Here is a 21,935-nt window from a genome sequence, read left to right as displayed (position 1 = left end):
TTAGAGGTCTGCACGACCCCGTTTGATAGCAGCAAGCACCTGGGTTGGAGCTGTTCCGCCGGCATGTTGACGTGATTGAACTGATCCATCAACAGTTAGCAATGCAAACACATCGTCACTAATCAGCTCAGGGCGATTGTCTAGGCCACAAGCAAAGCGCAACTCAGAAAGGCTGAGATCGGTGAGCATGCAATTTCTACCTACGCAAGCTTTTACTGCATGAGCCACGGCCTCATGCGCATCACGGAAGGCTAATCCTTTTTTAACGAGGTAGTCAGCTAAGTCGGTTGCTGTTGCAAAACCTTCTTCAGCAGCCTTCTTCATTACCTCAGCCTTTACTTCAATATGCGGGATCATGTCAGCAAAAATACGCAAGGTATCTTGCACGGTATCGACGGCATCAAACAAAGGCTCTTTATCTTCTTGATTATCTTTGTTGTAAGCCAGTGGTTGACCCTTCATTAAAGTCAATAAAGAAATCAAATCACCATAAACCCGACCAGTTTTGCCACGGGCTAATTCTGGAACATCAGGATTTTTCTTTTGCGGCATGATCGAGCTACCGGTGCAGAAGCGATCCGGTAGATCAATAAAGCCAAAGCGAGGGCTTAGCCATAAGATAAGCTCTTCAGATAGACGTGATACGTGCATCATTAAGATAGATGAGAAGGCGCAGAACTCAATAGCAAAGTCGCGATCAGATACGGCATCTAAAGAGTTGTTGCAGATACCATCAAAGCCTAAAGTTTTAGCTACTTGCTCGCGATCGATGGGGTAGGAAGTTCCAGCCAAAGCCGCTGCACCCAGAGGCAGACGATTGAAGCGGGCGCGCAAATCTGCGAGGCGACTTGCATCACGGCTAAACATTTCGAAGTAGGCCATCAGGTGGTGGCCGAAAGTAATCGGCTGTGCAACTTGCAAATGGGTATGACCGGGCATGATGGTGGCTGCATGCTTCTCAGCCAAATCGAGAAGAGCGAGGCGTAAAGATTTGAGTGTGATTGCAATCTCATCAACACTGTCACGCAACCATAGGCGTAAATCAGTCGCTACTTGGTCATTACGGGAGCGACCAGTATGCAAACGCTTGCCTGCATCACCTACTAATGCGGTAAGGCGTGCTTCGATATTCAGGTGCACATCTTCAAGTGCTAGTTGCCAATTAAATTGTCCAGACTCGATTTCGCTCTTAATTTGAGCCATACCCTTTTGAATATCAGCCAAATCTTGGGCGCTAATGATCTTTTGAGTGGCTAGCATTTCAGCATGCGCTAGGGAGCCCGCAATATCGACCATCGCAAAGCGTTGATCAAAGCCAATGGACGCGGTATAGCGCTGAACCAGTTCGTCGACGGGTTCTGCAAAACGGGCCGACCAAGCTTGGGCTTTGTTGGCTAAGGAATTATTTGATGAGCTCATAAACACAGTATATTGGTGTAGGTCTTTGATTATTTTAAATGTTATGTCCCAAACCCTGAATTCTTCCCTATCCGACGCTCCTAAGCGCCTCGTAATCGCCTCCCGTGAAAGTCGCCTGGCCATGTGGCAGGCTGAGCATGTCCGGGATTGCCTTAAAAAGCTCTATCCAGGCTGCGATGTCCAGATTTTGGGTATGACTACCCGTGGAGACCAAATTTTGGACCGAGCCCTCTCCAAAGTGGGCGGTAAAGGCCTTTTTGTAAAAGAGCTCGAAACTGCCCTCGAGGATGGCCGTGCGGATCTGGCAGTGCACTCCTTAAAAGATGTACCGATGGTCATGCCTGAAGGATTTGACCTTTCCTGCGTCATGGAGAGGGAGGACGCGCGCGATGCTTTTGTCTCTAACGATTACGCCAGTCTTGAGGATCTTCCTGAAGGCGCGATAGTAGGTACATCAAGCTTGCGACGCGAGTCAGTTCTGCGTGCAAACTTTCCCCATTTAGTAATCCAGCCATTGCGCGGTAATTTAGATACCCGTATGGGTAAGTTAGATCGCGGCGAGTATCAGGCCATCATTTTGGCGGCGGCTGGCTTAAAACGCTTAGGCTTAGAGTCACGCATTCGTGCATTTTTGCCATACGATCCTTACACGCCAGCTGCAGGTCAAGGCGCTTTGGGTATTGAGACCTTAAGTAAACATCCTAATATTAAACAGTGGCTTGCCCCGCTAAATGATTTGCCAACTTTGTTTGCAGTTTCTGCTGAACGAATGGTGTCGCGTCAGTTGGGTGGTTCATGTGAAGTGCCATTGGCTGCTCATGCAGTATGGGATCAGAATCAAATGAGTATTCGATCTTTTGTGGCAAGTGTTGATGGCAAAGCAATTTGCTTAGCCAATGGTAGCGCTCAAGTGCAGTCTATTGAAGATGCAGAAGCATTAGGTCTTGTAGTGGCAAAGGATTTGCTATCGCAAGGTGCTGCAGAGTTAATCCCAAAGATTGCTAAATAAGAGTATTTGCAGCAATGAGCACTAAAACGATCGTCGTTACCAGGCCCAGTGGTCAGGCACGTCAACTGATTGAGGTGCTTACTCGCGCGATCGACGCAAGCGGAGTAGGAAAGCGCAGCCTTCCAGAGATACTCTCCTTACCGTTGCTGACCATCGCTCCAAAGTCCGACGAGTATTTAGCTGACCATATCGCCACTGTTCTAGGTGGCGCGGATCTTGCGATCTTTGTGAGTCCAAATGCCATTGAGAGTGTGATGCGTTTATTAGAGCGTGACTGGCAAGACTTTTCTAAGAAGCTTATTCCGATTGGCGTAATGGGTGGCAGCAGTCATCTAGCACTGAAAAACCACGGCATTGGATTAGAGGAGAATCCGACACCCATCATTATTCCTAAGAACAATGAAAACTGGGATTCGGAAGGCTTATGGAAAGAACTCCAATCTCTGCAGTGGGATTGGCAGAATAAAAAAGTAGTGATCTTTAAAGGTGAGGGTGGCCGTGATTGGTTGGCTGACACTTTAAGAAAGGCGGGCGCTTCGGTAGAGGCAATTTCTACCTATAGTCGCATCCCCTTGGATGTTGATAATCCTGCTTGGCAACTGGTACGAGAAATGGATTTGAGTAAATCACTTTGGCTACTCACGTCATCGGAAGCAGTTCGCTACCTTGGCGACGTTATGAAAGATCAATTCACACAAAGTCTCAATCTGGCAAGCGCACTATGCCCGCATCACAATATTGCTGATGCAGCCGAGATGATTGGGTTTGGTGAAGTCTTTACCAGTGAGCCAGGTGATGAAGCATTAGTGAAGTCAACCTTAGCCTGGCTGACAATCTAAAAGTCAAAGCAAATAACTAGAACTTTGCAATGTCTAGCAGGGTCGGCAAGAAGATCTCGTTTACCAATATAGGATGACCCTTTAACCGATAGAGGGTGCGTCGTGCCCACAAGGGTGAGCTCAAGCCCATCAAGTGCTTAGAGTACTTTTTCCACAATGCACTGCTCTTATCTAGGCGCGCAATATCGCGTGGTGGCTTTGCCTTGGAGTGCTTGCGTGCGTTGCTAAATAAAACAGCGCCCAAAGGTTTTGTGCCTAAGCGCAAGATTTTGTGATTGCTACCGCTAGAGCTATAGGTTGGAATGACACTATGTGCCATGACCAGAGGAATGCCATTCGAGCAAAGCAGCACTTCGCGTACTCTGCAGCGTCTTAGCTTTAAATGAAAATAGCGACTTTCGTCGCTATTAAGTGATTGAGGGCAGTCACGCAAAACCTGAACTTCTAGCTTTTGCCCAATTGCTTTCTCAATTTTTTGGGTGAGAGACCCAGTATCGCTAAGCCAAGGTTGCCACTCGCGTGGCGCCCGATGGATTTCACCGGAACCGACTCGATTCCATGCAGAACGGAGACGATTTCGGTGAATCATTTTTAGCTACCGCTAAAGTTACGACGTTGACCGCCGGCTTTTGGTTTTGCAAAACGTGGGCCACCTGCAGGACGTGAGTCCCCAGAACGCGCTGGACGTGAGTCAGCAGAACGTGCAGGGCGTGAGTCAGCAGAGCGTGCTGGACGTGAATCGTCTGAACGACCACCAGCATTGCCGCCGCCTGAACCGCCGCCGCCAAAGCGAGACTCTGAGCGAGCGCCTGAGCCATAACGACTGCCACCACCGCCAGAGCGATTGCCACCAAAGCCACCACCAGAACGACCGCCGCCGCCACCTGAACGACCACCACCTGGGCGACCGCCACCACCGCCAAAGCTTGGTTTGGCTTGTGGCTCAAGACCAGCAATGACTGAAGCAACGATATCTTGCTGTGTGAAGCGTTCGATATTGCGGATCTTGGCGCGATCACGATGTTCAACCAAAGTGATAGCAACACCATTACGACCTGCACGACCAGTACGACCGATGCGATGTGTATAGTCTTCTGGTTTCATTGGCAAGCCAAAGTTAATCACGTGACTAATACGTGGCACATCAATACCGCGAGCCGCTACATCAGTCGCAACCAAAATCTTGGTGTGACCTTTGCGTAAGGACTCGAGACGGCGCATACGCACAGCTTGAGGCATTGCACCGTGTAGTGCAGTAGCTTCATAACCATTGGCACGCAATGTGTCAGCGATTTTTTCGCTCTCAACTTGAGTGCTTGCAAACACAACTGCTTGATCCAAATCGGCATCAGCCAAAATGTGCTCAAGCAATTTATGCTTGTGTGACATGCTGTCAGCCCAATGTAACTTCTGTTCAATGTTGGCGTGCTTTTCACCTGCATGAGCAAGTTCAACGCGCTTGGCATCTGTGGTTAACTCATTTGCTAAAGACATGATCTTTGGCGCAAAAGTTGCAGAGAACATCAAAGTTTGGTTACGGCCTGCGCAACGCTTATCAATTGCCTCAAGATCATCAGCAAATCCCATGTCGAGCATGCGATCGGCTTCGTCGATAACGAGTTGTTTTACATCGTCCAAGCGAATTGCTTTGCTGTCGCACAGGTCAAGTAAACGACCTGGAGTTGCAACAACTAACAATGCACCCTTCAATGCCTGGATCTGCTTGCCGTAAGGCATGCCACCCATAACAGTTGCAATACGGATGCCTTTCATGCCGCGAACTAAGTTCACTGCATCGGCGGCAACCTGCTGAGCCAATTCACGAGTGGGGCAGAGCACTAACACTTTAGGTTGTGCGCGACCTGGTACAGGTGAGTTGTTCGGGTTGTCTTCGATGAGTTGATTAATCAAAGGTAATAAAAAGGCTGCGGTTTTGCCGCTACCGGTTTGGCTGCTGACCAATAAGTCACCACCAGCTAAGGCTGCAGGAATAACCTGAGCTTGCACGGCAGTAGCTTGGGTATAACCCAGTTCAGCAACGTTTTTAAGGAGTGACGCCGCTAAGGCGAAATTCTGGAATTCAGTTCCAGCGCTATTGGAGTCTTTCGACTCGTGTTTAGTTTCTTTAGAAAAAGTCATGCTATTACACATCCCCTTTAAGGGATGTCTCCGTATGTTGCACCCATGGTTTTTTATAGGGTGCGATGGTCAAGGGCATCGACCATCAGACAAGCGGCAGCGCGTTTTTTACCTTCGGTGTTTATGACTTCTAAACGGTACGCTGAAATAGAGCTGGGGGGCGATGAATCAAATTGCTTTAAAAAGCCTCCCATTATGGCATTTTCAGCACTCAATTACAAGGGTTTTCCCGACTTAATTATGATATCGGGATGGAATGGCTTTCATTTAGTCTCTTATCGCCTGCAAATGCTGGAATCGTCGATTTCTCAAGTTATCTACTGGGGACCTTGTTCGTTATTTTGTTACCCGGCCCAAACTCACTTTACGTACTAACCATCGCCCTCGAAAAAGGTTGGCGCTTTGGTGCATGGGGTGCTCTTGGAATATTTGTTGGAGATTCGTTACTCATGATTGCCGTGGCCCTAGGTGCCGCATCACTCTTGATGTCATCGCCGATGGTCTTCAGTTTTGTGCGCACCTTAGGCGCTGTGTACTTGGCTTGGATGGGTTTTGGTTTATTGCGAAATGGCCAGCAGCGTTGGTCCACGAAAGAAGGCGCAAAGACCAATGAGATTCAAATGCGTTTGATGGAATTGCATCCGCTATTCGCTGCGCTAACCCTATCGTTAACAAATCCTAAAGCCATTTTTTTCTTTATCGCTTTTTTCTCGCAGTTTATTCGGCCGGATTTTGAGAATCCTACGCACACCTTTTTATATCTTGCGATAGTTCTTCAGTTAATGAGTATGGCTTACTTAGCTAGCTTGATTTTCGTGGGGCAAATTTTCTTGAAATTTTTCCAGCATCAACCCCGCTTTGCAGCGGTGTTGTGGATGTTTGCTGGAATTTTATTTATTGGTTTTGGAATTCGCTTGCTGCTTGTGTAGATCGTCGCTAATTGAATTGCTTACTTCAAATAGCGCAGTAAGTACTCAATCATTTTTCCATACGGAGGGCGTGCTGTTTTGGTTCCCTTAAACAGGTTTAGCCCAAAGAAGCCGCGTACTTCCAGAATCGACTTTTGATGGCTAAAGGTATCAAAACCTGCTTTACCGTGATAGCTGCCCATACCACTAGCGCCAACGCCACCAAACGGTAGATCCTCGATAGTAATGTGTAGGAGCGTGTCATTGACAGTCACGCCACCAGAGTGGGTTTCATTCAAAACGCGTTGCATATTCTTTTTGTCTTTACCAAACCAATATAAGGCTAATGGATTGGGCTTGTTATTGACATAAGCAATCGCTGCAGAAGTATCGGCAGCAGACACGATCGGCAAAATAGGCCCAAAGATCTCTTCATGCAGAATGCGGGCTTCTGGTGGAACATTCACCAGCGCAATCGGCTCAAATGGTCTTGCGCCAGCACCGGGGTTATTGAGTAAGGGAATCACTTTCGCGCCGCGATCCAGAGCGTCGCTAACCAAATGCTGCCAGTACTCCAATTGACGCTCATCTATAGGGCCTGTTAATTCTTCGGGATTACTAAATTGAGTTTGGGCAGCAGCTTGTAGCTCTTGGATAAATTCTTCTTGAATACTTTGCTCCAGCAAAACATAGTCGGGGGCAATACAGGTTTGCCCACCGTTCAGTAATTTGCCATAAATAATCGAGGCAGCAGCGTCTTTAAGTTTGGCGCTCTTATCAACAATGACGGGCGTTGTGCCGCCAAGCTCCAGAGTCACGGGTGTAAGGTTTTCTGCCGCAGCGCGCATTACCTTTTTTCCAATAGTTCCAGAGCCAGTAAAGAAGAGGTGCTCAAAAGGTAGGGCAGCAAATTGCTCTGCTACCTCTGGGCCACCAGTCGTAACGCAAAACTCACTAGGGTGGAAATATTCTTGAATCAAGCTAGCAATAAATCCTGAGGTGCGTGAGCTACGTTCAGATGGTTTTAGCCAAACACGATTGCCAGCAGCAAATGCGGCGATTGCTGGAATAAGCGCTAACTGAACTGGATAATTCCAGGGGCTCAGAATACCAACTACACCGAGGGATTGACTTTTAACCCAGGCTTGTGAGGCGCCCATATGAAATGGAACCTCTCTTTGCTCTGGCTTCATCCATTCTTTAAGGTGCTTGCGTGTGTGCTTGCACGATTGATAAATCATCTGGCATTCAGCAAGTCTTGTCTCTACAGAGTTGCGTACTCCAAAGTCAGCCATGAGGGCTTTGCAGATTTTCTCTTCGTTTGCTTCAATCATTTTTTCAATGCGAGCAATTCGATCTAGCCTCACATCAATCGAAGGGTTTGGTTCTGCAGCGTAAGCTGCTTTCATTTCATCGAGCTGGATAGTAAAGCGATTCATAGTGGATTAATAGTTGGCAAGCATTTGAATAAGGCATTAGGATAAAGCCATGGATACAAACTTAGATAAAAAAGAGCCAGTTTTAGAGCGTGCCACCTTAGGTGGGGGCTGTTTTTGGTGTCTTGAAGCGGTTTATCAGCAAATTACGGGGGTTAAATCCGTGGTTTCTGGGTATGCCGGGGGTGCAAGGCCCAACCCAACCTATGAGGCAGTTTGTACTGGAGTGTCTGGTCATGCGGAGATTGTTGATGTCATGTTCGATCCACAAGTGGTGTCATTTCGAGACTTGCTGGAAATCTTTTTTGTGATTCATGATCCAACCACCTTGAACTATCAAGGGAATGATCATGGGACGCAATATCGCTCGGTGATTTTTACTCATAGCGAGGAGCAAGCTCAGATTGCGCATGAAGTAGTGAAAGAGCTTGAAGATTCTAAAATCTACGCTAATCCTGTTGTGACGCAGATCGATGCATCACCAACTATTTATCCAGCGGAAGACTATCACCAAAATTATTTCCAGCAGCACCCCAATCAAGGGTATTGCATGGCCGTTGTTGCACCTAAGCTTGCTAAATTTAGAGCGAAATTTAAATCGTTGATAGCGCCTCAGTATTCCTGAGGTATTACAAAACGATTAAGGGGCTAAGCGATTTACTCGCCACTCAGTTCCCTCTAGCTTGTAATGCATGCGGTCATGCAGTCTAGAAGGGCGGCCTTGCCAGAACTCAATTTCAGTAGGGCGTAAACGGTAGCCTCCCCAATTTTCTGGGCGGGGAGGTGAATCACCAAATTCTGCTTTAAAGCGCTTTTCAGCCTCTTCCAAGAATTCACGGTTTGGGATAGCGGCGCTCTGTGGCGAGGCCCAGGCACCGATTCTGGAGGCTGCAGGACGTGAATGGAAATACTCATCACTCTCAGCAGCGCTAACCCGCTCCACAAGACCCTGGATGCGCACCTGACGCTCCAGTTCGTGCCAATGAAAGAGTAGGGCTGCCTGTGGGCGAATCGCTAAATCTTGACCCTTTTGACTCTCGTAGTTGGTGAAAAAGGTGAAGCCATTTTGGTCTGCCCCTTTTAGTAAGACAATACGGGCTGATGGATTTCCAGTCTGGTTCGCGGTCGCCAGGGTCATAGAGTTGGGTTCCGGACACTCGGCCTTTACAGCTTGATCAAACCAGAGTCTGAATAGCTGTAGAGGGTCATGAGGAACCTCGGTCTCTGAGAGTTGACCAAAGGTATAGTTTTTGCGAAGTTGTGCAATGGAGTCCATTTATTCAGTATAAAGAGAAGCTATGGCAGAAGACAAGGTAGAAGGCAGTTTAGAAAATCGTCGTTTTGGCGGAGTTTCACGGCTCTATGGGCCAGAGCTGCGTGAGCGCTTTCTGAATGCAACAGTTGTTGTGGCTGGTTTAGGTGGGGTTGGATCCTGGGCGGCTGAAGCCTTGGCGCGTACTGGTATCGGACACCTTGTTTTAATTGATTTTGATCATATTGCCGAGAGCAACACTAATCGTCAGTTACATGCTTTAGAGGGGCAGTACGGCAAAGCAAAAGTCGAGGCGATGAGGGAGCGTATTCTGCAGATTAATCCAGAGATCAAACTCACCTCTTGCGATGAATTTCTGGAACCAGAAAATCTAGATCAGCTCATTCCAACAAATGCATTAGTGCTAGACGCCACTGATTCAGTGCAAACCAAAATTGCTTTATCGGTATGGGCTGTCAAAAATAATCGTTCTTTAGTGATGTGTGGTGCTGCTGGTGGAAAATCAGACCCTACATCAGTACGTTGTGATGATCTATCCCGAACTGAACAAGATGCCTTGCTGGCCAAGGTCCGTCAAGGACTTAGACAGGATCATGGCTTCTCCAGAAACCTCAAGAAGAAAATTGGCATTCGTGCGATTTACTCGCATGAGCCTCGGGCTGGAGCCTCCAGCGGCGGCTTAGCCTGTTCAGGTTATGGATCTACTGTCATGGTTACCGCTGCTTGCGGGCTGGCTGCTGCCGCAGAAATTCTGAATCTCATCTCCGCGCAGTAAGTCTTTCACAACAAAACACCATAAATCCTTAAGGGGATTCCCTGTAGGAAATTACTGATTCTCTTGCAGTCATAAATAATTTATTTCAAACGCTGCATTGATTTCAAAGGCATTTCTATATTTATCCAAATAGTTTTATTGCTTTAGTTACTTTAGTAATTTTTCTCCCCTAGTGCATATCCCGGGTCCTCCCTAGACTTTGCTCCGTTGGTAAATCGCCAACGACAAATCGAAAGGAGGTCTCTCTTGCAGACTGAACACACTGGCTTAAAGCGTCATCTCAAAGTACGCCACATTCGCTTAATGGCTTTGGGCTCTACGATCGGCGTAGGATTATTTCTTGGTTCAGCAAGCGCCATTCAAATTGCTGGCCCATCCATTCTCTTGGGTTATTTGCTCGCAGGTATTGTTGCCTTTATTGTTCTGCGCACGCTGGGTGAGATGGCGGTGCATGAGCCTGTAGCAGGATCTTTTGCGGCATATGCCAATACTTATGTTGGTCCACTGGCTGGCTATATGGTTGGCTGGGGGTATTGGAGCTATTGGATTGTCGTTGGAATTGCGGAGGTCACCGCCGTTGGCATCTATATGGGGATTTGGTTTCCTGAAACACCGCAATGGGTTTGGGCGCTGTCCTCCATTGTGATGATGGGTCTAATAAATCTCATTGCAGTCAAAGTGTTTGGTGAATTTGAATTTTGGTTTGCTCTAATTAAGGTGGTTGCCATTGTTGCGATGATTGCGCTAGGTGGTTCCGTTATCTTGTTTGGCTTTACCAATGACTGGCAGCCGATTGGCCTGAGTAATTTATGGCAACACGGTGGCTTTTTTCCAAATGGCATCAGCGGTATGTTGCTGTCATTACAGATGGTCTTGTTTGCTTATGTGGGGATCGAGATGATCGGTCTTTCAGCAGGTGAGGCGGAGAATCCCCATAAAACGATTCCGATGGCCATTGATTCTTTAGCTTGGCGCATTTTGATTTTCTATATGGGTGCGATCCTAGTCATCTTGGCAATCTTCCCTTGGAATCAAGTTGGGCAGCAAGGTAGTCCCTTCGTCGTCATGTTTGAGCGATTGGGCTTACGAGAGGCGGCAGGCTTGATTAACTTTGTGGTGATCACAGCGGCTCTCTCTTCCTGCAATGCCGGCATCTTTAGTGGTGGACGTCTGTTGTATTCCTTGTCGTCCAATGGTTATGCCCCCAAATCATTTTCCAAGCTCTCCAAGTACGGCGTCCCTCATAGAGCGGTGATGACTACGGTCGGAGTGTGCATGTCAGGTGTAGTGCTGAACTACTTTGTGCCTGAAAAGGCCTTTCAATACATGATGGCCGCTGTGACCTTCATTGGTTTGATGGTGTGGATCGCGATTTTAATTACGCAGATCAAATTCCGTCGTTCGCTTTCGAAATCCCAAGTGGCCGAGCTGGGGTATCGCGCTCCTTGGTGGCCTTATTCCTCGTGGTTTGCTTTGGCATTTATTGGCTTAGTGGTGGTGCTGATGGGCTTTCATGAGGATGCACGGATCGCCTTAATTGTGGGCCCGTGTTTATTGGGCGTGTATCTCATGATGTTTTATGTCGTGGGCCTACATCGCAAAACAGCAGTCAAACGGCACTTTAAATAATAGGAGATAGCAATGATTATTGGCGTACCTCAAGAAGTAAAAAATAACGAGTTTCGAGTAGGTCTAACACCGGGCAATGTCAGTGGGCTTTGTAAGCAGGGCCATTCCGTCCTGATTCAGCGAGGCGCTGGCGAGCAAATTGGCTTAAGTGATGAGGCTTATCGCTTGGCTGGCGCCAGCTTAATTAATAGTGCAGCAGAAGTGTTTCAAAAGGCGGAGATGATTGTGAAGGTCAAAGAACCTCAGGCGCAGGAGTGTGCAATGCTGCGCGAAGATCAAATTCTGTTTACCTATTTGCATCTTGCGCCAGACCCAAAGCAGACTAAAGCCTTACTGCAATCTGGCGCAACCTGTATCGCTTATGAAACTGTCACCGCTATGAATGGCGCTCTGCCGCTATTAGCGCCCATGAGTGAAGTGGCGGGTCGTATGTCCATTCAGGCTGCCGCATCGCATTTAGAAAAGACTAATGGTGGTTTGGGAGTCTTAATGGCTGGAGTGCCTGGAGTCTCACCAGCAAAGATTGTCATTTTGGGAGCCGGTGTAGTGGGCCGCAATGCCTTGCAAATGGCAGTAGGAATGGGTGCTGATGTTTGCATCTTCGATCGCGACATTGAGCGCTTGCGTCAAATCGATATGTTCTATGGCAATCGTGTGAGAACCTTTTATTCGGATAGTTTATTAATTGAGCAAGAAGTGAGTGAGGCTGACGTCGTGATTGGGGCGGTCTTATTGCCAGGTGCGCAAGCCCCTAAACTGGTATCGCATGACATGATTAAAAAAATGAAACCAGGTTCAGTAGTGGTAGATGTTGCCATTGATCAGGGCGGATGTTTTGCAACTTCGAAGCCTACTACTCATGCAGACCCAACCTATGTGGTGGATGGCGTAATTCATTACTGTGTTGCCAATATGCCAGGAGCAGTTGCGAGAACATCTACCTTTGCACTAACCAACGCCACTTATCCATTTGTGGAGGCCTTGGCTAATCGTGGAGTGATGAAGGCGCTATCGATTGATCATCACCTGCGCAATGGTTTGAGTGTCCATAAAGGAGTGCTGACCTCTGAACCAGTTGGGAAAGCGCAAGGACTCAACTTTGCTTCTGCAGAGGAGTTATTGGCGGCATAGCAATATTATTCGCAAAATGGATGGGTCTAGTTACTACTGGGGGGCATTGGGATTTAAACTATCCCTTATACGCAAGAGATTGCGACTTCACTAAATTACTGGACTCGCCCAATACATGGATTTTTCAGCCTTAACTCTCTCTGCTGGAGTAGTTGCTTTGGCGGAGATGGGGGATAAAACCCAGCTACTCTCATTGATGCTTGCAGCACGCTACCCTAAGCAGGCGTTAGCTATTATTGCGGGCATTTTTATCGCCACGATTGCAAACCATGCTTGTGCCGCATTTCTGGGGCATTGGTTAACGACTTTGGTTTCACCTGATGTGATGCGCTGGATTTTGGGCTTGAGTTTCCTGGGAATCGGTTTGTGGCTATTAGTGCCTGATCATATTGATGACGCCGCTGGGTCCAAGGTAGCCGACAAAGCGCTGCAGGTATTTCTACTGACGGTGGGCTTATTCTTTTTGGCTGAGATGGGTGATAAGACACAAATTGCCACTATCGCCTTGGGGGCTCGTTATGAGGATGTGGTCTCTGTAACTATAGGCACCACATTGGGGATGATGTTGGCCAATGCACCCGCAGTCTGGATTGGTCAGAAGTTCACCAAGCGTATGCCTATTAAGTGGGTGCACGCGGTGGCGGCTGTCACCTTTATTGCCATAGGTATAGCCACCTTGATATGGGCTTGATTTAGAAGGTCAGCCAGTCTTTCGGCCTAGACTTAAAATAGGCTCATGAAAACTGATCTCCCACAGAGCTTTCGTCGGCTCGAGTACCTTCCGCCTATTTATACCTTCGATCAAGTCGAACTCGATATTGCTTTAGATCCAGCACGAACTATTGTGAAGAGTCGTATTGAGGTTTTGCCAGGCAAAAGTTTTAAGCCGGGAGCGCCTTTGGTTTTGGTGGGGAATGAGCTCGAGTTTGTTAGCCTGCGTATAAACGGCGAAGCCCATCGTCATTTTGAGCTAACCCCCGAAACGCTCACGATTCATTCTTTGCCTAACGAAGGTAAAGATAGGTTTGTCGTAGAAATTATTTGCGTCTGTGTCCCCGAGAAAAATACGACCTTGATGGGTCTGTATGTTTCCAATGGAAACTTCTTCACTCAGTGTGAGGCAGAAGGTTTTAGAAAGATTACCTATTTCTTGGACCGTCCAGATGTGATGGCCCGCTACCGAGTGACATTGCGTGCGCGTGAGGCGGAGTGTCCAGTGCTGCTATCTAATGGCAACTTACTTAGCACAGAAAAACTTCCAAACGGCTGGCATAGCGCCACCTGGGAAGATCCGTTTCCGAAGCCATCCTACTTGTTTGCCTTGGTGGCAGGTAAGTTAGAGTGCATTGAAGAAACCATTACTACTAGTAGCGGTGCGAAAAAGCTTCTGCAGATTTGGGTTGAGCCGCATGACCTCAAGAAGACTCGACATGCCATGGATTCTTTAATTGCTTCGATTCATTGGGATGAGAAGCGTTTTGGATTGGAATTAGATTTAGAGCGCTTCATGATCGTGGCGGTAAGTGATTTCAATATGGGCGCGATGGAGAACAAGGGTTTGAATATTTTCAACACCAAGTTTGTCCTTGCTCAACCTGAAACCGCTACAGATGCTGACTTTGCCAATATTGAAAGTGTTGTGGCGCACGAGTACTTCCATAACTGGACTGGTAACCGTGTTACATGTCAGGATTGGTTTCAGTTATCGCTTAAAGAGGGCTTAACGGTCTTTAGAGATCAGGAGTTTTCCGCTGATCAAATGGGTAGTGAATCCGGTAGGGCAGTAAAACGTATTGAAGATGTCCGCTTACTGCGTCAGCTGCAGTTCCCGGAAGATGCAGGTCCGATGGCCCATCCGATTCGTCCGGATGAGTACCAGGAGATTAATAATTTCTATACCGTTACCGTCTATGAGAAGGGTTCTGAGGTTGTTAGGATGTATCAGACCCTATTGGGTAAAGATGGATTCCGTAAAGGTATGGATCTGTATTTCAAACGCCATGATGGACAAGCAGTTACCTGTGATGATTTCTTAATGGCTATGGCGGATGCCAATAGTAAGGACCTATCTCAATTTAAGAATTGGTATAGCCAGGCAGGTACTCCGCGGGTAAAAGTTCAAGAACAATATGACTCTGCAAAAAAACAGTTTCAATTGACGCTCACCCAGAGTTGCGCACCAAGCCCTGGCCAGCCAGAGAAAAAGCCTTTCCACATTCCATTAAAAATGCGACTGCTGACTAAAGCGAATGATCAGAAAGAGCAATTACTGGAGTTGACACAAGAGACTCAAGCCTGGACCTTTGAGAATATAGAAGAGCGTCCGGTTCTCTCGATTAATCGAAATTTCTCGGCCCCGATCAATTTAGATTTTGAGCAGCCTGAAGCGGATCTCCTAACCTTGTTCTCAAGCGATGATGATGCATTTAATCGCTGGGAAGCTGGCCAGAAGTTGGCGATGAAAATGATTCTGAATAATCGATTGCCTGATGAAAATTTAATTAAGGCTTATCGCAATCTCCTTTTAGATCCTGATTTAGATCCCGCTTTTAAAGACCTAGCCTTAACTTTGCCAGCAGAGTCTTATTTGTATGAGCAATGTAAGAGCGTTGATCCGCAGCAAATTTTCACAGCGCGTCGCGCTTTCCGTCGAGAGATTGCTAAGCAACTTCAGCTCGAGTGGGCCGCCTTGTATCAACAAATGCAAACCCCTGGACCATTTAAGTCAGATGGGGTCAATGCAGGCAAGCGCGCTCTGAAGAATTTGGCATTAAGCATGTTGCTAGAAGCTGCTCCTGCAGTGTGGTCGCCAATGGCTGTGAATCAATATCAAACTGCTGACAATATGACTGACCGCTATGCCGCGTTATCGGCATTGGTGGTGCATGGCTCTAAACAAGCAAAAGATTGCTTAATTGATTTTTACAATCGATTTGCGAACGATGCTTTGGTAATCGATAAGTGGTTTGGCTTGCAATCGAGCCGTCCTCCTGTTGATGGTCTTGATTCCACACTCACTGAAGTGAAGAAGCTACGTGAGCATCCAGCATTTAAGATGAATAACCCAAACCGAGTACGCAGTGTCATCCATGCTTTCTGCGCCAATAATCCAGCGAGTTTTCATCAGGCGGATGGCAGTGGGTATGAGTTCTGGGCTGATAGCGTATTAGCACTAGACCCAATCAACCCCCAAGTTGCCGCACGGTTAGCTAGGGCTTTGGACCGCTGGCGTTTATTTGCTCAACCCTATCAAGATCGCATGAAAGCGGCTTTAGAGCGGGTTTCTGCATGCCAAACGCTGTCTCCGGATGTTAGGGAAGTTGTTGGAAAGGCGCTAGGTAACTAAGCTCCTTCAATAACAAGGCAAAATAGAGTCTATTAGAAGAAATCGGAGAATTACCTTTGTCCTCAAGTACGCATATCAATTTCAAGCAATATTTAACCTCTGCTAAGCCGGTGGGCGCTGCCATTCCTGCGGGCTTGCAAGAATTGCTTACTGCAGTGGTTAATACCTGTTCAACCTTAAGTCATGAAGTAGCGCAGGGCGCTTTAATTGGCTTGCTGGGTTCTGCGGGTACTGGCAACGTACAGGGTGAAGTTCAGCAAAAGCTCGACATCATTGCCAATGATTTATTGATTGATGGTGTGAAGGGCTGTAAATCACTGGCAGGTTTAGCCTCCGAAGAGATGGAGTTGCCAGTTCCAGTTCAAGGTACCGGTGATTACTTGCTATTGTTTGACCCACTCGATGGCTCATCCAACATTGATGTGAACGTTTCGATTGGAACAATTTTTTCTGTTCTAAAGAAACAGGATCCAAGTGCGCCTTTGCAAACTTCTGACTTCTTGTTATCAGGCCGCCATCAAGTTGCAGCGGGTTATGTGGTCTATGGCCCACAAACTACTATGGCTCTTACTTTAGGTGATGGTGTGGTGATGTTTACCTTGAATAAAGTGACTGGCGAATTTTTACTCATCAAGGATGAAGTCAAGATTTCTCACTCGACCAAAGAGTTTGCAATCAATATGTCTAATATGCGTCACTGGGCAGAACCAGTGCGTCGCTATGTGGATGAATGCTTGGCGGGTACAAGTGGCATACGCGACAAGGATTTCAATATGCGCTGGATTGCCTCCATGGTGGCTGATGTGCATCGTGTTCTATCTCGTGGCGGGGTATTTATGTACCCATGGGATCAACGTGAGCCACACAAGCCGGGTAAATTGCGCTTAATGTATGAAGCAAATCCTATGAGCTTCTTGGTAGAGCAGGCAGGCGGCGCCTCTACTAATGGCACAGATCTCATTATGGATTTGCAGCCAACGGATTTACATGAGCGTGTTTCAGTAATGTTGGGATCTAAAGAGGAGATTGATCGCATTGTGCATTACCATGCGTAATTGAGATTGCCCCTTGCAAATAAAAAACCCAATCGCTTGATTGGGTTTTTTATTACTTAAAAAGTTACTTTTAAGGCCTTACTTGTTCCTTAAGGTAAGCGAGTGATTCTTCAACTTGATCAATCAGAATCAGGCATATATCGCCAGCGGCAAGATCATTAAGAGCAGTATCAATTGCTTTGAACTCACCATGAATTTCTTTAATTTGCTTTGCCTTGGTGGCGCCAACCAAACCCTCTTGTAAGAGTTTTAGTACTTCGCCATCCTCACGACCACGTTGGCAGGCATCCTGATAGAGAATGACGTTATCAAAAGAGTTGCCCAAAATGCGGGTCAGATCACGAATATCTTCATCACGACGATCACCTGCGCCACTAACTACTACATGACTCTTATTGGGTTTCATCGCCTCAATAGCGCTTGTCAGGGCGCGCATCGCATCAGGATTGTGCCCGTAGTCAGCGATGACGGTGGCACCCTTGTGTTGAAACTGATTGAAGCGGCCTGGTACTGAATTGGCATCACTTTCAAAGCTATGCAGCCCACGAGCAATCTTTTCTGCATCAAGACCTAAGGCCCAGGCTGCACCAATGGCGGCCATTGCATTTTCTATTTGAAAACCAAGAACACCATTTTTCGTCAAAGGAATTTCGCTTACGGGGAAGCGATACATGATGCGCGATCCCTTTGATGCAACGATGTAAGTGCCATCAAAATAAATTACTTTTTTATTCTTGGCGCGATGGGCCGCAATGACTGGATGATGTTGGTTCTGAGCAAAGAAGATTACTCGGCCAGAGCATTTATCACCCATCTTCACGACCATTGGATCTGCTGCATTCAATACTGCGGCGCCAGTAGGGGCTACGTTTTGCACAATGACGCGTTTGAGGATGGCTAAGTCCTCAACGCTGGTGATGTAATTGAGGCCTAAGTGATCACCTTCGCCAATATTGGTGACTACAGCAACTTCGCAGCGATCAAAACCTAGGCCTTCGCGCAGCATACCGCCTCGTGCTGTTTCAAGAACGGCAGCATCGACATCGGGGTGCATCAAGACATTGCGCGCACTCTTAGGCCCACTGCAATCGCCGGTATCAATGAGGCGATGATTGATGTAAACACCATCGGTGCCTGTCATACCTACGCGTAGACCTGTTTCATTTAATAAATGAGAGATTAGGCGCACGGTAGTGGTCTTGCCATTGGTGCCGGTCACTGCAACCACGGGGATTCGGCCATCATCTCCGGATGGGAACATCATATTGATGATGTCTTCGCCTACTGGACGTCCTTTGCCGTAAGAAGGCTTTAAATGCATGCGTAATCCAGGGGCAGCGTTCACTTCAACGATGCCACCACCTTGTTGCTCCAATGGTTTATAGATCGACTCGCAGAGAATATCAACGCCGGCAATATCAAGACCAATCATCTGCGCAGCGGCAATGGCGCTTGCTGCTACATCAGGGTGAACATCATCAGTCACATCTGTTGCGGTTCCGCCGGTGCTAAGGTTGGCGTTATTGCGCAATAAAACACGCTCGCCGGTTTTGGGCACATGCTGTGGAGTCAGACCATTGCTTGCTAAATGCGCTAGGGCGATATCATCAAAACGAATTTTAGTGAGCGCTGTTGCATGTCCGTCGCCGCGCAATGGATTTTTATTCTCCATTTCAACTAGTTCAGCAACGGTGTGGGTACCATCACCAACTACTTGAGCAGGTTCACGCCGTGCAGCAGCAGAAAGGCGATTGCCAACTACCAATAAACGGTAGTCTGCACCAGGAAGATAGCGCTCAACAATGGTTTCACGACCAAAGGCTTGGGTCACGATAAATCCAGCGCGCACTTCTTCTTCGGTTTGAATATTGGCTACGACACCTTTGCCTTGGTTGCCGTCTTTTGGCTTGAGCACAATGGGGCCACCAATTTTTTGAGCGGCACGCCAAGCATCGTCAGCAGTAGTAACAACCTCGCCAATAGGTACTGATACACCAGCAGCAGCAAGTAAATTCTTAGTGAGCTCTTTGTCCTGCGCAATTGCTTCTGCAATCGCACTGGTATTACTCGTTTCTGCGGCCTGAATTCGTTTTTGTTTGCTACCCCAACCAAATTGCACCATGCTGCCTTCAGTCATTCGACGGAAAGGAATGTTGCGTTGAACAGCGGCATCAACGATCGAGCCCGTACTAGGCCCAAGACGAACATCTTCATAGAGTGCTTCTAATTCGGATAGTGCGGCAGCCAGGTCAAACGGCGCATCATTGAGGGTTGCTTGAATTAAAGCAAAGGCAAAGTCAAAGGCCATGCGACCCACAACTTCTTCGATATATTCCACAACAACTTGATAGACGCCAACATCAATAGTTTGAACGGTACGACTAAAGGTTACTGGGCAACCTGCCTGAGCCTGGAGTCCAAGTGCTGCATGCTCAAGGGCGTGGGCCATTGAAAGTACTTCATTGTGGCCTCCGCGTCGCATGCTACCTAGCTGTGGAAAGCGTTCCCGAATCTTGGTTTCAAATTGAGGAATGGAGTCAATAGAACGCTCTGACTCATCACAAGAAACAATTGCTTCTAAGGCGGTATGGCGGCTCCATAAATTCGGGCCGCGCAACATGCGAATACGGGTGATTTCCAATTAAGCCCCTGTAGCGATAGTGGCATCAGGCACGAATGTTTCTGCGCCTGCTTCAATAACATTAAACGGAATGTCTAGAGCCCAGGCTGCAGCAATAGCCGCGCCTAAGTTCATGGTCTTCCAAGGAGAAGTGCGGCTAGCTTCTGAGTGGCGTGGCACGGGAATAGATTTCTGATCCAACTTGCCAGACTTCAGAGTAATTTGTTGTTTACCAATGGCAACTGCGCGTCCACCATCTAGTAAGTGATTTTTGATAATCTCAGAGTCGGGATTTTCGCTAAAGAAAATGACCTGACCATCGCAAAGCTCAGCCATCTGCACGCACATTGGATCATCGGCATTGAGAACCGCAACGCCCGTTGGGAGTACGACATCTATTTGAGTGCGCACAACACTGAAGACTTGATCTTCATCGTAAATTGCGTACTGCGGAAAATTTGCCTTTGGATCAACGTTGAGCACTACGCCAACTTGGCAACGATCATAGGCTAAGCCTTCAATCAACATCGACAAATGATTATTCTCAATTACTACAGCTTCTACTGCACGATTGAGTAATGTGCGACGAGCATTTTCCCAATTAGATGAGTTGGAGTTGGGGATAGCGCGATTGCCAAAAAATAGCCCTTTGCTGCAAGACAATCCAACGTAGACATTGGTTAAGCGCAGGAAGTGGGCAATCATTTCAGATACAGGGGTTTTGCCATGTTCCCCACAGACGCCGACTACGGGAATGCGGAAATCCGCCCCAGGAGGGAAGAGGTGATTAGCAATCTCAACACCCACTGGCTGTGGTTTACCACTCGCAGGTTTTAAGTGCATCAATAAGCCTGGGCCAGCATTGACTTCAACAATGGCAGCGTTTTGTTCGGCGAGTGGCTTACTAATGTCTTGGGCCACTAGATCAACACCCGCAATTTCGAGCCCAACGACACGAGCAGCCAAGGCAACTTGACTCGCTACATCAGGATGAATTAAATCAGTGACATCAAAGGCTACGTTGCCGTTACTTTGGATTAAGACTTTGTGGTCAGCAGCAGGAATGCTGCTACCAGTTAATTGTTGGCGCGCTAATTCGAGTTCTACTGCAGAATCAATCCGAACAGGATTAAGAGGGTGCTCTTCAGCAGTGCCACGACGCGGATCAGAATTAATCTGAATCTGAATCAGTTCATGAACAGTGTGCTTGCCATCACCAGTTACCCAAACCGTTTCACCTTTTGCTGCGGCAACTACTTTATTGCCAACCACTAGCAAGCGATGTTCGTCTCCCACAATGTGACGCTCAACTAATACTTCGCTACCTTCGTCAATCGCAACCGCATAAGCAGCTTCAATTTCTTGTTGGGTATAGAGATTAATAAATACTCCACGACCATGATTGCCGTCGATGGGTTTGACTACAACTGGCAGACCAATGTCTTGCGCAGCCTCCCAAGCATCATCAGGGCTGGTGACGGTTCTGCCCTCAGGCGTAGGAACACCAGCGCTACGTAGCAAGCTTTTCGTTAAATCTTTATCGCGAGAAATCGTTTCCGCAATCGCGCTGGTTTGATCAGTCTCTGCAGTCCAGATGCGGCGTTGCTTGGCGCCATAGCCTAGCTGAACTAAGTTACCTTCAGACAAGCGAATCGATGGAATGCCGCGCTCCTCAGCTGCATTGACGATGCATGCAGTGCTTGGGCCGAGCAAGAGATCGTCGCCGAGTTCACGAAGATTTTCAATAATGGTCTGAGCTTCAACTACACAATCTTTGTTATCTTGAGCTAGGGCAAGATACAAATCACGCGCGTACTTAAGGGCTGTGAGTGTGACTTCCTCGTTAATGGCGCTCACCATGACTTTGTAGACACCGCGCCTATCGCCGTCACGTGCTTTGCCAAAGCCGCCGGGAATACCAGCTAAGTTTTGCAACTCTAAAGTGAGATGTTCCAGAATATGAGCAGGCCAGGTGCCTTCTTCAACTCGCTTTAAAAATCCGCCAGTTTCGCCATAACTGCAGCGATGCTCGACAAGACTTGGGAGTGCTTTGACAAGGCGGTCATAAAAGCCGGGAATGAGATTAGAAGGGTAGTCCTCTAAATCACCAATATCGAGCCATACCTCTATGACTGGATGGTAAGTCCACATATTGGGGCCACGGAGATGCTTAACGCTCAGAATCTCGATGGATTTATCTAGTAATTGGGGCATATGCAGTGTTGCGATGGCCGACGCCAAGGTTTTGGCGTTGACGCGTCAGATAGTCTCTCTGTTTCTAATAGTTATTGAAAAACTCACAAAAATAGCAAAAATACATAAAAAGGCCTAGTTACACAATTTAACGGCTTTTAGG

17 protein-coding genes are annotated in these 21,935 nt (G+C 47.5%); 10 read left to right on the top strand and 7 right to left on the bottom strand.

Going from position 1 to position 21,935, the window contains the following annotated elements; translation table 11 throughout:
- Complete coding sequence (argH, locus tag ICN20_RS00890) at positions 1–1,419, bottom strand: argininosuccinate lyase (protein WP_216237553.1); 1,419 nt, start codon at positions 1,417–1,419, stop codon at positions 1–3.
- Positions 1,420–1,462: 43 nt separating this feature from the next.
- Between argH and hemC the strand changes: the two genes are divergently transcribed.
- On the top strand, positions 1,463–2,428 hold the full coding sequence (hemC, locus tag ICN20_RS00885; protein ID WP_216237550.1) for a hydroxymethylbilane synthase: 966 nt from the start codon (positions 1,463–1,465) through the stop codon (positions 2,426–2,428).
- 14 nt (positions 2,429–2,442) lie between these two features.
- The gene (locus ICN20_RS00880; RefSeq protein WP_216237547.1) at positions 2,443–3,267 is read left to right on the top strand and encodes a uroporphyrinogen-III synthase; all 825 of its coding nucleotides are present in this window, start codon (positions 2,443–2,445) and stop codon (positions 3,265–3,267) included.
- A 16-nt stretch (positions 3,268–3,283) separates the two neighbouring features.
- Here the strand turns inward: ICN20_RS00880 and ICN20_RS00875 are convergent, their stop codons facing one another.
- On the bottom strand, positions 3,284–3,856 hold the full coding sequence (locus ICN20_RS00875; protein ID WP_216237540.1) for a chorismate lyase: 573 nt from the start codon (positions 3,854–3,856) through the stop codon (positions 3,284–3,286).
- A gap of 2 nt (positions 3,857–3,858) precedes the next feature.
- Complete coding sequence (locus ICN20_RS00870; protein ID WP_216237538.1) at positions 3,859–5,406, bottom strand: DEAD/DEAH box helicase; 1,548 nt, start codon at positions 5,404–5,406, stop codon at positions 3,859–3,861.
- Between the two features lie 251 nt (positions 5,407–5,657).
- On the opposite strand from ICN20_RS00870, the gene leuE reads away from it, so the two are divergent.
- Complete coding sequence (gene leuE, locus ICN20_RS00865) at positions 5,658–6,335, top strand: leucine efflux protein LeuE (RefSeq protein WP_216237535.1); 678 nt, start codon at positions 5,658–5,660, stop codon at positions 6,333–6,335.
- A gap of 20 nt (positions 6,336–6,355) precedes the next feature.
- Here the strand turns inward: leuE and ICN20_RS00860 are convergent, their stop codons facing one another.
- Entirely contained in the window at positions 6,356–7,753 is a 1,398-nt protein-coding gene (locus ICN20_RS00860) for a coniferyl aldehyde dehydrogenase (RefSeq protein WP_216237532.1), read from the bottom strand.
- Positions 7,754–7,802: 49 nt separating this feature from the next.
- On the opposite strand from ICN20_RS00860, the gene msrA reads away from it, so the two are divergent.
- Positions 7,803–8,375: a peptide-methionine (S)-S-oxide reductase MsrA gene (msrA, locus tag ICN20_RS00855; protein ID WP_216237528.1), complete on the top strand. Its 573-nt coding sequence runs from the start codon at positions 7,803–7,805 to the stop codon at positions 8,373–8,375.
- A gap of 15 nt (positions 8,376–8,390) precedes the next feature.
- On the opposite strand, the gene pdxH is transcribed toward msrA, so the two are convergent.
- The gene (pdxH, locus tag ICN20_RS00850; protein WP_216237526.1) at positions 8,391–9,026 is read right to left on the bottom strand and encodes a pyridoxamine 5'-phosphate oxidase; all 636 of its coding nucleotides are present in this window, start codon (positions 9,024–9,026) and stop codon (positions 8,391–8,393) included.
- A 22-nt stretch (positions 9,027–9,048) separates the two neighbouring features.
- Here pdxH and ICN20_RS00845 point away from each other — a divergent pair, with 22 nt between their 5' ends.
- From ICN20_RS00845 to ICN20_RS00820, 6 genes are all read left to right on the top strand, one after another.
- Positions 9,049–9,798: a ThiF family adenylyltransferase gene (locus tag ICN20_RS00845; RefSeq protein ID WP_216237524.1), complete on the top strand. Its 750-nt coding sequence runs from the start codon at positions 9,049–9,051 to the stop codon at positions 9,796–9,798.
- A gap of 246 nt (positions 9,799–10,044) precedes the next feature.
- Positions 10,045–11,427: an amino acid permease gene (locus ICN20_RS00840; RefSeq protein WP_216237522.1), complete on the top strand. Its 1,383-nt coding sequence runs from the start codon at positions 10,045–10,047 to the stop codon at positions 11,425–11,427.
- A 12-nt stretch (positions 11,428–11,439) separates the two neighbouring features.
- A complete protein-coding gene (ald, locus tag ICN20_RS00835) occupies positions 11,440–12,558 on the top strand; it encodes an alanine dehydrogenase (RefSeq protein ID WP_216237519.1) in 1,119 nt (372 codons plus the stop codon).
- Positions 12,559–12,673: 115 nt separating this feature from the next.
- Positions 12,674–13,249, top strand: coding sequence for a TMEM165/GDT1 family protein (locus tag ICN20_RS00830; protein WP_216237517.1), 576 nt, complete (start codon positions 12,674–12,676; stop codon positions 13,247–13,249).
- Between the two features lie 45 nt (positions 13,250–13,294).
- A complete protein-coding gene (gene pepN / locus ICN20_RS00825; protein WP_216237515.1) occupies positions 13,295–15,904 on the top strand; it encodes an aminopeptidase N in 2,610 nt (869 codons plus the stop codon).
- A gap of 56 nt (positions 15,905–15,960) precedes the next feature.
- On the top strand, positions 15,961–16,959 hold the full coding sequence (locus ICN20_RS00820; RefSeq protein WP_216860172.1) for a class 1 fructose-bisphosphatase: 999 nt from the start codon (positions 15,961–15,963) through the stop codon (positions 16,957–16,959).
- 70 nt (positions 16,960–17,029) lie between these two features.
- On the opposite strand, the gene cphA (ICN20_RS00815) is transcribed toward ICN20_RS00820, so the two are convergent.
- Together cphA (ICN20_RS00815) and cphA (ICN20_RS00810) are read right to left on the bottom strand one after the other, a co-directional pair.
- Positions 17,030–19,600, bottom strand: coding sequence for a cyanophycin synthetase (gene cphA, locus ICN20_RS00815; protein ID WP_216237512.1), 2,571 nt, complete (start codon positions 19,598–19,600; stop codon positions 17,030–17,032).
- Positions 19,601–21,793, bottom strand: a complete 2,193-nt coding sequence (cphA, locus tag ICN20_RS00810) for a cyanophycin synthetase (protein ID WP_216237509.1) — start codon at positions 21,791–21,793, stop codon at positions 19,601–19,603.
- Positions 21,794–21,935: the final 142 nt, after the last annotated feature.

It is taken from the genome of Polynucleobacter sp. JS-Polo-80-F4, from assembly GCF_018881965.1.
In the GTDB taxonomy this organism is placed as follows: Bacteria; Pseudomonadota; Gammaproteobacteria; order Burkholderiales; family Burkholderiaceae; genus Polynucleobacter.
Note: the sequence above shows the minus strand (reverse complement) of the source record. Positions and strands in the feature narration are given on the sequence as shown.